Origin of the sequence: Rahnella sp. NRRL B-41462, from assembly GCF_003263525.1 — a bacterium.
Taxonomy (GTDB): domain Bacteria; phylum Pseudomonadota; class Gammaproteobacteria; order Enterobacterales; family Enterobacteriaceae; genus Rahnella; species Rahnella aceris.
On sequence record NZ_JYDF01000122.1, the window covers coordinates 1 to 10634 of the forward strand.

The following is a 10634-nucleotide window of genomic DNA, read 5'->3' on the forward strand; positions in this document are numbered from 1 at the left end:
CCCAACCCTCCCCTTCGCAAGGGAGGGAGCTAATAAACCTAACCTGTCAGCATAAAAAAAGGGACACTTCTCAGTGCCCCTTTCTCATATTTGAAATCAAAAAACCTTACCGGCGGTTGCCGAAGATCCGCAACAACATCAGGAACAGGTTGATGAAATCGAGATACAAGGTCAGTGCGCCAACAATCGAGTATTTACGAAAGTTATCGCGGTCATCCGCTGACAACTGCGCACCCATATTTTTCAGCTTCTGCGTGTCATACGCCGTCAGACCGACGAAGATCAGCACACCAGCGTACGAAATGATGTTCGCGAGGCCGGAGCTTTTCAGCCACATGTTCACCAGTGATGCCAGCACCAGACCAATCAGCGCCATGAACAACATGCTGCCGATCCCGGTCAGGTCGCGCTTGGTCACGTAACCGTAGACACTCATTGCGCCGAACATACCGGCAGCGACGATGAACGTTCCGAAGATTGAATCACCGGTGTAGACCAGAAAAATGCTGGAAAGCGTCAGACCGGTCAGTGCGGAATACAGCATAAACAGGCCGGTGGCGACCGTGCCGCTCAGGCGGTTCACCATGCCTGAAATCACGAACACCAGCGCCAGTTGCGCGATGATCAAGCCGAAGAAAGTAATCTGGCTGGAGAAAACAAAGCTCATGATTTTTTCAGAGCCGGAAGCGTACCAGGCCACAAATGCGGTCAGCAGCAAACCACAGAACATCCAGCCATACACTTGCGCCATGTACGCCTGAATGCCGGTATTCGCGCGTTCAACAATTGAACCGTTACTGCGTGGATATCGATCCATGATGATTACCCTTTTGCATGGAGGATGAAAAATGAGGCCAAAACAGCCTCCCGATTTGTAAAGCGTATCACAGATAGAGAGAAAAGCATGGGAGGTCTGCGTGTGGTTGAGGCGCTATTTACCAGCGCGCCGCCGCCTCTTTATCACTGTCGCGGGCATCGACCCAGCGATCACCCTCTTCTGTGGCTTCACGCTTCCAGAACGGCGCGCGGGTTTTCAGATGATCCATAATGAATTCATTGGCTTCAAAAGCCATGCCGCGATGTGCGCTGGTCACGCCGACAAACACAATTTCATCGCCCGGATACATGGGTCCCACACGGTGATAAACAGACACACGTTGCAGCGGCCAGCGGGTACGGGCTTCAGCAACAATCTCAGCCAGCGCTTTTTCGGTCATGCCCGGATAATGTTCCAGCGTTAAGGCGCTGACATGATTACCCAGATTATGATTACGCACTTTGCCGGTAAACGTGACCACGGCACCGTCGGCGTCCGATTGCGCCAGCCAGTTGTACTCATCACCCACGCTGAACGGCGCGGCATCAACAACAATTTTCGTCTGATCCATCTCAGCCCCCGGTGACCGGCGGGAAGAACGCCACTTCATCGCCCGCACGCAGCGGATGCGCCATCGTGGTCAGCGTCTGGTTAACCGCCACCAGTAATTTCCCGGATTCCAGCGCCAGTGCCCAGCGGTCGCCGCGTCCGGTGAGCGAAGCGCGCAGCTCCTCCACCGTGGCGAAATCAGCAGGGAGTTGCAGACCGGAGGTGCCGGTCAGTTCGCGTACCTGCGCGAAGAACAGAATGTCGATCATACTTCCACCTTACCTTCCGCCTTAAAATCTCCTGATTTACCGCCGCTTTTCTCCAGCAGGCGGATCGGGCCAATCACCATATCTTTTTGCACGGCTTTGCACATGTCGTAGATAGTGAGTGCCGCCACAGAAGCCGCCGTCAGCGCTTCCATTTCCACGCCGGTTTTACCGCTCAGACGGCAGCGGGATTCGATGCGCACACGGTTATGTTCCGGCTGTGCTTGCAGATTCACTTCCACTTTGGTCAGCAGCAGCGGATGACACAATGGGATCAGATCCCAGGTTTTCTTCGCCGCCTGAATGCCAGCGATACGCGCCGTAGCAAATACATCACCTTTATGGTGATTACCGTTGATGATCATCGCCAGCGTGTCAGCGGCCATTTCAACAAAAGCTTCGGCGCGGGCCTCGCGGACCGTTTCGGCTTTACCGGAAACATCCACCATGTGAGCGTCGCCGGACGCATTAATATGGGTCAGTTCAGACATACTTATTTCTTCAAATGTGGAGTGAAATTGCACGGCCCCTGACGGGCATCGAGCTGCGCTTCAATAATGTTGTCCCAGGCGGTCTGGCAGGCGCGGGTTGAACCGGGCATGGCGAAAATCACCGTCTGGTTGGCGATGCCGCCGATGGCGCGCGACTGAATCGTCGAGGTGCCGATATCTTCAAACGACACCATGCGAAACAGCTCGCCAAAACCTTCAATTTCACGGTCAAACAAAGGCTTCAGCGCTTCCGGCGTATTGTTGCCCGCGTTAAAACCCGTGCCACCGTTGACCAAAATCGCCTGAATCTTTTCATCCGCAATCCACGCAGATACAACAGCGCGGATGCTGTAAATGTTCTCTTTGACAATTTGCTGCGCGACGACATGATGGCCGCCTTCGGTCACCGCTTCTTTCAGGTAATGCCCGGACGTGTCTTCAGCGTCGGTTCGGCGGTCAGAAACCGTCATGATCGCGACAGATAAAGGCAAGAACTCTTTACTGGCTTTGCTCATCAGTTTGCTCCTTAAACGATCAGTACCGGGTTTAGCCGCCGATAAACGACAGGTTCTGAGTAATTCCGGTATTGCCTTCATGCAGGAAGTGGGTTTGTTTTTTACGGCTGAGGCCGCCCTGAATGCGGTCCATCAAATCGTCCTGTTGCATGTCGTCGGCTAATAAATCCCGTAACGGAATGCCTTGCTCGCCGAACAGACACAAATGCAGATTGCCGAGGGCAGACACACGCAGCCGGTTGCAACTGGCGCAGAAATCTTTTTCGTACGGCATGATCAGACCGATTTCACCCAGGTAATCCGGATGACTGAAGACTTGCGCGGGGCCATCGCTGCGTGAGCGAAGTTGTAACTGCCAGCCCTGACGCACCAGTTGTTCGCGCAGCACCTCACCGGAAACGTGGTGTTTGCGGAACAAGTCGCCGCCGTCGCCGGTTTCCATCAGTTCAATGAAACGCAGCTGGATCGGACGGTTTTTTATCCAGTCGAGGAAGGTATTCAGGCTGGCGTGATTGACATCGCGCATCAGCACGGTATTGACTTTCACCTTGCTGAAACCGGCGTCAAAGGCCGCATCTATACCCGCCATAACGTCGCGGAATTTATCCTGACCGGTGATGGCGTGAAACTGGCGGGCGTCGAGACTGTCGACGCTGACGTTGATGTTGGTCAGACCGGCATCGCGCCATTTATCGATATCACGCGCCATGCGATAACCGTTAGTGGTCACCGCGAGGGTTTTGATGGAAGGATTTTCGCGCACTGCGGCAATGATCTCGCAGAAATCGCGGCGCAGCGACGGCTCTCCACCGGTCAGGCGCACTTTTTCCGTTCCCAGACTGGCGAACGCGCGGCTGACCCGACGGATTTCATCGAGCGAGAGAAAGCTTTTATTGCTGTGTCCGTGCGGCTTGTAGCCATCCGGCAGACAATAGGTGCAACGAAAATTGCACACATCTGTGATCGACAGCCGCAAGTAATAAAACTTGCGGGCAAAAGCATCAGTAAGTTGAAGCACCTTAACACCTTTCCAGATACGGGAGATGCGGGCATTTCTGCCATGCACCCTGGTGACTTTCGTCACGGCCAGGGCTCCATATTGTTTCTGTGGGAACGACGTCAGAAAGGCAACTTAGGAACCAGGGCTAGGAGTTGATTCATGCCGTCCATAGCGGATCGAGAATGAATACGGGGGTAACGGGGGATATTCTAACGCCGCAAAGTCCTGAACGCCAAGATGGTTTTTCGTTATGTATTTTGATACATAACGATTTTTTACGACAAAAGGCTGCATTTTCAACGCTGAAACTGCCCGGTTTTTAATGTCCTGAGAGTGGCGTGAAGGGATAACATCTTGTTGCAAAATTAGGTAAAATCCGCCGCAGAAAACGATGTAAACCCGCCGCTCCCCATTTGAAAGGAAAACCATGCGCAACCGAACATTAGCTGACCTCGACCGGGTGGTGGCATTAGGCGGAGGTCACGGGCTGGGCCGTGTGATGTCTTCACTCTCGCTGCTGGGTCCGCGCCTGACCGGCATTGTGACGACCACCGATAACGGCGGTTCGACTGGCCGTATCCGCCGTTCCGTTGGCGGCATTGCCTGGGGCGATATGCGCAATTGCCTGAATCAGCTGATCACCGAACCGAGTCTGGCGTCGGCGATGTTCGAATACCGTTTCAGCGGCCAGGGCGAGCTGGATGGCCATAATCTTGGCAATCTGATGCTGCGCGCGCTGGATCATCTCACCGTGCGCCCGCTCGAAGCGATCAATCTGGTACGAAGCCTGCTGAAAGTCGACGCAGAACTGATCCCGATGTCAGAACAGCCAGTCGATCTGGCGGCCATTGATGCCAATGGTGAAACGGTTCACGGCGAAGTCAACGTCGATAAACTGACGCTGATCCCGCGAGAACTGCGGCTGGAACCTCAGGTGCCGGCCACGCGCGAAGCGTTACAGGCCATTGCTGAGGCAAATCTGATCCTGATCGGGCCGGGGAGTTTCTTTACCAGCCTGATGCCGTTGTTACTGATGAATGATCTGACAACCGCGCTGCGCCGCAGCCGGGCGCATATCGTGTATATCGGAAATCTGGGGAAGGAACTGAGTGTCGCCGCCGCGTCGCTGACGCTGGACGACAAACTGGATATGATCGAGAAACGCATCGGCCGCCGCGCCGATGCCGCGATTGTCGGGCCGAAAGTCAAAATCGGCGGAAGTGCCACTGAACATCTGATTATTCAAAGCCCGCTCGAAGCCAGTGATGTGCCCTATCGTCATGACCGCGACATGTTACGCATGGCGATTGAAGAGGCGCTGCAAAAAATGATCTGATTGGTAAACATCAGATATAAGAAAGGCCGCGCGATGCGGCCTTTTTTGCGTCCGAAAACTGAATTTACTGCCAGTCAGCCAGGATTTCCGCAGTGGTTTTTACCGTTACCGGATTTCCCGGCACAGATAACTCACGCCACACTTCATTATGCTGCCCGATCAGTTGCTGCGCCGTCGCGTGTGTGCGATCGCCGGTAGTGTGCGCATCTGACGCAACCGTCACGGCATAGCCTTTGCTGGCAGCGATTTTGATGGTGGTGTCTACGCAATAATCCGTTGCACAACCGCAAAGGGTAAAACGGGTCGCATTCAGTTCCTGCAGAACGTTATCGAGTGAAGTGCGGTAGAAGGAATCACAGGCGGTTTTAGTCACAGAAATCGCGCCTTCCGGCTGATGCAATTCCGGTAATATCTGCCAGAATTCGCTGCCTTCGGTCATTTCACCTTCAGCGTGCTGAATGAAAATAACCCGCCCTGCCCGGTCAATCAGCTGATTAATGCGCTCAGCCCGTCCGCTGCGGTCATAACGCGGGGAAGCGAACACCCCGTTTTGCATATCCACCACGATAAGAACATGTTGCTCTGACACGATCCTTCCCCTCAAATGAACAGAATGAAATACGCGTAAATTACTTTTTCACCAGCGGATGGTTATTCCACGGGCTGTCGGCAGCCGGTTTGGCGGTGCTGACTTTTGGCTTTTGCGGAGCCTGTGCTGAGAGCGGTGTGCGGCGCTTGCTGCGGGTCATATCCGGGCGCAGATGACCTTCAATGAAATCCAGATACAGCGTTTCCACTTCCTTACGCGCCCACGGCGTGCGGCGCAGAAATTTCAGGCTGGATTTCACACTCGGGTCGCTTTTGAAGCAGTTGATATTCACCTGCGAGGCCAGCGCCGGCCAGCCAAAGTTATCCACCAGCGTTGTCAGCAGTTTTTCCAGCGTGACGCCGTGCAGCGGATCTTTCGCTGCGCCAGGGTTTTGTGGTGTATCAGTCATTGGCTCGCTCTTCGTTAAAATGTCTGGGTCATGATTTTTAAGCCGCGCAGTCTACCACCCTTCTCGTTATGAAATCGCAATAAACTGCTCACGCAAGGCATGCAACTCGTCGCGCGTGTTGGCCGCCTCTTCGAATTCCAGATTTTGCGCGTGCGCATACATCTTGCTTTCCAGCTCTTTGATGCGTTGCTCCAGCGCTTTCGGCGTAAGCGATTTGAAGGTTTGCGCCGCTTCGGCATCGCGTTTGTCTTTGTTCTTTTTGGTTTTCGGCTGACCGAGTTGCAGGATGTCGGAGATCTTCTTGTTCAGCCCCATCGGCGTGATGCCGTTTTCGAGGTTGTACGCTTCCTGTTTGGCGCGACGTCGTTCGGTTTCTTCAATGGCGCGGGCCATTGAATTGGTAATTTTATCACCGTACAGAATCGCTTTACCGTTGAGGTTACGCGCCGCACGGCCGATGGTCTGGATAAGCGAACGTTCAGAACGCAGGAAGCCTTCCTTGTCCGCATCGAGAATCGCCACCAGCGACACTTCCGGCATGTCCAGCCCTTCGCGCAGTAAGTTGATGCCGACCAGCACGTCAAATTCCCCCAGACGCAAATCGCGGATAATCTCGACGCGCTCGACGGTATCGATATCAGAGTGCAGGTAACGCACCTTCTCGCCGTGTTCTTCCAGATACTCAGTCAGATCCTCGGCCATACGCTTGGTGAGCGTGGTGACCAGCACACGCTCGTTAATCGCCACACGCTTGCGGATTTCAGACAGCAGGTCATCAACCTGCGTGGTTACCGGTCGCACTTCGATGATCGGATCCAGCAAACCGGTCGGACGCACGACCTGATCGACCACATCGTCACCGGATTTCTCCAGCTCGTATTTGCCCGGCGTGGCCGAGACATAAATACTTTGCGGCGCCAGGGCTTCGAATTCCTCAAAGCGCATCGGGCGGTTATCCAGCGCCGAAGGCAGGCGGAAACCGTATTCCACCAGCGTTTCTTTACGCGAGCGGTCGCCTTTGTACATACCGCCGATTTGCGGAATGGTGACGTGCGATTCATCGACAATCAGCAGGCCGTCAGCCGGCAAATAATCAAACAGCGTCGGCGGCGGCTCGCCCGGCCCGCGGCCAGACAGATAACGTGAGTAGTTTTCGATACCGGAGCAATAACCCAGCTCGTTCATCATTTCGAGATCAAACTGCGTACGCTGGCTGATGCGCTGTTCTTCCAGCAATTTGTTGTTGGCCAGCAACACTTTGCGGCGATCCGCCAGTTCGACTTTAATTTCTTCCATCGCCTGCACAATACGTTCGCGTGGCGTGACGTAGTGCGTTTTCGGGTAGATGGTGAAACGCGGCACTTCATGCTGCACCTGGCCTGTCAGCGGATCAAACAGCGAAAGGCGTTCAACTTCCTGATCAAATAACTCAATGCGCAGCGCCAGATCGTCCGATTCCGCCGGGAACACATCAATCACTTCGCCACGCACGCGGAAAGTACTGCGCTGGAAAGCCTGATCGTTGCGTGCATATTGCAGTTCCGCCAGACGACGCAGGATCGAACGCTGATCGATAATCATCCCTTTGGTCAGGTGAAGCATCATTTTCAGGTATAAGTCCGGGTCGCCCAGACCGTAAATCGCTGAAACAGAGGCCACCACAATGACATCGCGCCGTTCGAGCAGCGCTTTGGTGGCAGAAAGACGCATCTGCTCGATGTGTTCGTTCACCGAGGCGTCTTTTTCGATAAAGGTATCGGAGCTCGGAACATACGCTTCAGGCTGATAATAGTCATAGTAAGAGACGAAATATTCGACGGCGTTTTCGGGGAAGAACTCTTTCATCTCGCCGTATAACTGTGCGGCCAGCGTTTTGTTGGGGGCAAGCACCATCGTCGGACGGTTCAGATCCGCAATCACATTCGCCACGGTAAAGGTTTTTCCTGAACCGGTTACCCCGAGCAATGTCTGGTGCGCCAGTCCGTTCTCCAGCCCTTCTTCCAGACGGCGTATCGCCTCTGGCTGGTCACCTGACGGTTTAAATTCGGAATGCAGTTTGAACTCTTTACTCATGACGGGCTACCTGACTGAAATGGGAATGCATAGGGCCATGCGCGCTGAACGGGTGAACAGTTTGCGGAAAAATAGTATGAAAGACTTCGCGATTTTTGCCAGCCCTGATTTTACCTTCGCTATAATACTGTATATAAAACCAGCTTCCAATCGATAAAAAGTGTTGGCGTTTTAACGTGCTGTCGATGCTGCACTTTTTTAGGATATGACGAATGAGAATTCTCACCATCAGATGACATTTTTTCCCAAAATCCGCATTCCCTCCATTTTCTGACCACAGGTTGACGAAGATTGACACAACTATGACGAACGAATTACGGCTGTATTGCTTTTAACTAACTCGTTGATTAAAAACAGTATCATTAAAAAGCTGCGAATACGGGCAAACTAAGCGGAACCCGCATGCTGACTCGTCTGTAGCAACTTTTCTCACTCTCATGCACAAGGTTATCCACAGGAATAGTGGATAAGTCCCAGCACGCCCCGCGCTGCGGGAGTTGGTAAAAAACTGAATTTTGCCTTCCGTGAGTCTGAAAGGTCTTTTTTAGTTATTTTTTATCTTTTTTATCTCCTTATTTATGCCTATTTTGCCTAAATTTCTGGGCTGATGTTTCTTGCAAAAACCAAAAGTGCATCTCACCAGAATTTTTTGCTCACGTTTGTCCATGTGTTTGCACCAAAAACAGTGAAGACGGCACTGGCAAAGTGCAGTTCACCGTGGACTACTCCTTATGGGGTAATCTCAAAAACCTCAGAAATGCTAATGAATAATCCGAAATCATCAGCGGCGCGCCTGTTAACACCCCTGTAACTTCTCTTTCCCTGGCCGTTTTTACAAACTTGGCCTGAGAGTTGCAACGTCTCTGCATGTGGAGGTTGCGACAGCCGGAACTGCTTTTTTCGCCCCGCCATAAAAAATGAGAATTCCCCTGCTTTCAGGCAGGAAAAATCACTTTTAGCGCAAGGAAATGCCCCTTAACCCCATTTATCACTGATTAAGGGGGATTTATCTGTAATTGATGCTGTCAGGTTAGCCGTCAACAAACGGAATTAAATTCTGCGTTGGGGCATTAACAGCGGAACATAAATGTCAGAAATATGACAGTGGCCGTCAAAATGAAGTTCAGCGGAAGGCTCCGTGCGGGAGGGAGGTCTGATGTTAAGTGTAAAATCAGTTAATCAGTATTATGGGCAAAAACATATTCTGTGGGATATCAATCTCGAACTGTACCGCGGTCAATGTACCTGCCTGATCGGGCGAAATGGCGTGGGAAAAACCACGCTGGTGAACTGCATCATGGGGCATCTTCCGGTGAAAAGCGGCGCCATCTCCTGGCAGTCGCGTGACGAAGAGCCGCAAAGTCTGCTGAATTTGCCGGTCGAAAGCCGCGCGCAAATGGGGATTGGTTATGTGCCACAGGGACGGCAGATTTTTTCGCAGATGAGCGTCGATGAAAACCTGCAAATCGCCATGATGGCCAGCCGGAATAAGACCCGTCGCGTGCCGGAAGAGGTGTATGACCTGTTTCCGACATTAAAGGAGATGGGGGCGCGCAAAGCCGGTGAGCTCGATGAAAGCCAGCAGCAGCAACTGGCAATCAGTCGTGCGCTGGTTCAGGAACCTGAATTACTGATTCTGGATGAACCGACCGAGCACACCAGCGCATCGATGGCGGCAAACATGGGCAATATCATTCACCGCCTGAACCGTGATCTCGGCCTGACATTGTTGCTGGTCGGTCATAAACTGCCGTTCATCCGCAGCGTTGCCGACCGGTTCTGCCTGGTCGACGGCGGACGCAACATCGCGCAAGGCACACTGGCGCAGCTTGACGATACATTAGTCAAAAATTATCTGACCGTCTGACGTCTCATGCCGTGAGACGGTTAAGATGAAGATACTGTCCCAAATTAACGTCAGCTCCGGCACTCAGGTACGGGATCTCGCCCAGCAAAGGCGCAGGCAGCATACGCATGAGCGTATCCATGTATGCCTGATGATGCTTCCCCGTTTCCTGTACGTCGTTAGCTATCCAGCCCGCCAGATGCAATCCGCTTTGTGCGATGGCCTGCGCCGTCAGCACGGCGTGGTTAATGCAACCCAGCCGCATGCCTACCACTAACACTACCGGCAACTGCTCGGCGATAACCCAGTCAGCAAAGGTATAATCTGCCGTCAGCGGTGTGTACCAGCCGCCTGCGCCTTCCACCACCACCCAGTCCGCCAGCGGTTCGAGATGACGTAATCCGTCTGATAGCACCCGCGGATCAATCGGCCGTTTTTCCAGTTCGCTGACGATATGTGGCGAAGTCGGTTCGATAAAGGTGCAGGGGTTCACTTCGTCATAACACAGCCCGACGGTGCTGTAAGCCTGTAACGCCAGCGCATCACTGTTGCGCGGGCCTTCGCCGGTCATTTCACTGCCGGATGCCACCGGTTTGTATCCGGCTGTTTTGTGTCCTGCCTGCGCGGCAGCCTGCAAAAAAGCGGTGGTCGCGACGGTTTTACCGACTTCAGTGTCGGTGCCGGTAATAAAGTATTTTTGTTTCATGAAAAGCCTGGTGTTGGTTTTAGCTCCCTCCCCTGCG

Annotated in this window: 12 protein-coding genes and 1 riboswitch; of the genes, 2 read left to right on the top strand and 10 right to left on the bottom strand. The window is 53.2% G+C overall.

Features of this window, described 5'->3' with window-relative positions; translation table 11 throughout:
* Positions 1-106 precede the first annotated feature (106 nt).
* The 6 genes from UC14_RS23385 to moaA form a co-directional block, all read right to left on the bottom strand.
* Positions 107-817, bottom strand: coding sequence for a Bax inhibitor-1/YccA family protein (locus UC14_RS23385; protein ID WP_013576373.1), 711 nt, complete (start codon positions 815-817; stop codon positions 107-109).
* A 118-nt stretch (positions 818-935) separates the two neighbouring features.
* On the bottom strand, positions 936-1388 hold the full coding sequence (gene moaE / locus UC14_RS23390) for a molybdopterin synthase catalytic subunit MoaE (RefSeq protein WP_015690227.1): 453 nt from the start codon (positions 1386-1388) through the stop codon (positions 936-938).
* Position 1389: 1 nt separating this feature from the next.
* On the bottom strand, positions 1390-1635 hold the full coding sequence (gene moaD / locus UC14_RS23395; protein WP_013576375.1) for a molybdopterin synthase sulfur carrier subunit: 246 nt from the start codon (positions 1633-1635) through the stop codon (positions 1390-1392).
* Positions 1632-2123: a cyclic pyranopterin monophosphate synthase MoaC gene (moaC, locus tag UC14_RS23400; protein WP_013576376.1), complete on the bottom strand. Its 492-nt coding sequence runs from the start codon at positions 2121-2123 to the stop codon at positions 1632-1634. The genes moaD and moaC overlap by 4 nt, the downstream gene beginning before the upstream one ends.
* 2 nt (positions 2124-2125) lie before the next feature.
* A complete protein-coding gene (gene moaB / locus UC14_RS23405) occupies positions 2126-2638 on the bottom strand; it encodes a molybdenum cofactor biosynthesis protein B (RefSeq protein ID WP_013576377.1) in 513 nt (170 codons plus the stop codon).
* 31 nt (positions 2639-2669) lie between these two features.
* The gene (gene moaA, locus UC14_RS23410) at positions 2670-3656 is read right to left on the bottom strand and encodes a GTP 3',8-cyclase MoaA (protein WP_112198529.1); all 987 of its coding nucleotides are present in this window, start codon (positions 3654-3656) and stop codon (positions 2670-2672) included.
* Positions 3646-3802, bottom strand: a riboswitch (molybdenum cofactor riboswitch). It overlaps the preceding gene by 11 nt.
* Positions 3803-4065: 263 nt before the next feature.
* Here moaA and yvcK point away from each other — a divergent pair.
* A complete protein-coding gene (yvcK, locus tag UC14_RS23415; RefSeq protein WP_013576379.1) occupies positions 4066-4974 on the top strand; it encodes a uridine diphosphate-N-acetylglucosamine-binding protein YvcK in 909 nt (302 codons plus the stop codon).
* Positions 4975-5038: 64 nt separating this feature from the next.
* On the opposite strand, the gene UC14_RS23420 is transcribed toward yvcK, so the two are convergent.
* From UC14_RS23420 to uvrB, 3 genes are all read right to left on the bottom strand, one after another.
* The gene (locus tag UC14_RS23420) at positions 5039-5563 is read right to left on the bottom strand and encodes an isochorismatase family protein (protein WP_015690230.1); all 525 of its coding nucleotides are present in this window, start codon (positions 5561-5563) and stop codon (positions 5039-5041) included.
* Positions 5564-5603: 40 nt separating this feature from the next.
* Positions 5604-5972 (bottom strand): VF530 family DNA-binding protein, encoded by a 369-nt coding sequence (locus tag UC14_RS23425; protein ID WP_013576381.1) that lies wholly within the window; start codon positions 5970-5972, stop codon positions 5604-5606.
* Positions 5973-6038: 66 nt separating this feature from the next.
* On the bottom strand, positions 6039-8045 hold the full coding sequence (uvrB, locus tag UC14_RS23430; RefSeq protein WP_013576382.1) for an excinuclease ABC subunit UvrB: 2007 nt from the start codon (positions 8043-8045) through the stop codon (positions 6039-6041).
* A gap of 1156 nt (positions 8046-9201) precedes the next feature.
* On the opposite strand from uvrB, the gene UC14_RS23435 reads away from it, so the two are divergent.
* Positions 9202-9912, top strand: a complete 711-nt coding sequence (locus tag UC14_RS23435; protein ID WP_013576383.1) for an ABC transporter ATP-binding protein — start codon at positions 9202-9204, stop codon at positions 9910-9912.
* 4 nt (positions 9913-9916) lie between these two features.
* On the opposite strand, the gene bioD is transcribed toward UC14_RS23435, so the two are convergent.
* The gene (gene bioD, locus UC14_RS23440) at positions 9917-10597 is read right to left on the bottom strand and encodes a dethiobiotin synthase (RefSeq protein ID WP_112198530.1); all 681 of its coding nucleotides are present in this window, start codon (positions 10595-10597) and stop codon (positions 9917-9919) included.
* Positions 10598-10634 lie beyond the last annotated feature (37 nt).

Bases quoted from the DNA above. Each gene is read 5' to 3' on its own strand.
- UC14_RS23385 (WP_013576373.1), bottom strand. From the start codon at position 817: ATGGATCGATATCCACGCAGTAACGGTTCAATTGTTGAACGCGCGAAT.
- moaE (WP_015690227.1), bottom strand. From the start codon at position 1,388: ATGGATCAGACGAAAATTGTTGTTGATGCCGCGCCGTTCAGCGTGGGT.
- moaD (WP_013576375.1), bottom strand. From the start codon at position 1,635: ATGATCGACATTCTGTTCTTCGCGCAGGTACGCGAACTGACCGGCACC.
- moaC (WP_013576376.1), bottom strand. From the start codon at position 2,123: ATGTCTGAACTGACCCATATTAATGCGTCCGGCGACGCTCACATGGTG.
- moaB (WP_013576377.1), bottom strand. From the start codon at position 2,638: ATGAGCAAAGCCAGTAAAGAGTTCTTGCCTTTATCTGTCGCGATCATG.
- yvcK (WP_013576379.1), top strand. From the start codon at position 4,066: ATGCGCAACCGAACATTAGCTGACCTCGACCGGGTGGTGGCATTAGGC.
- UC14_RS23425 (WP_013576381.1), bottom strand. From the start codon at position 5,972: ATGACTGATACACCACAAAACCCTGGCGCAGCGAAAGATCCGCTGCAC.
- uvrB (WP_013576382.1), bottom strand. From the start codon at position 8,045: ATGAGTAAAGAGTTCAAACTGCATTCCGAATTTAAACCGTCAGGTGAC.
- UC14_RS23435 (WP_013576383.1), top strand. From the start codon at position 9,202: ATGTTAAGTGTAAAATCAGTTAATCAGTATTATGGGCAAAAACATATT.
- bioD (WP_112198530.1), bottom strand. From the start codon at position 10,597: ATGAAACAAAAATACTTTATTACCGGCACCGACACTGAAGTCGGTAAA.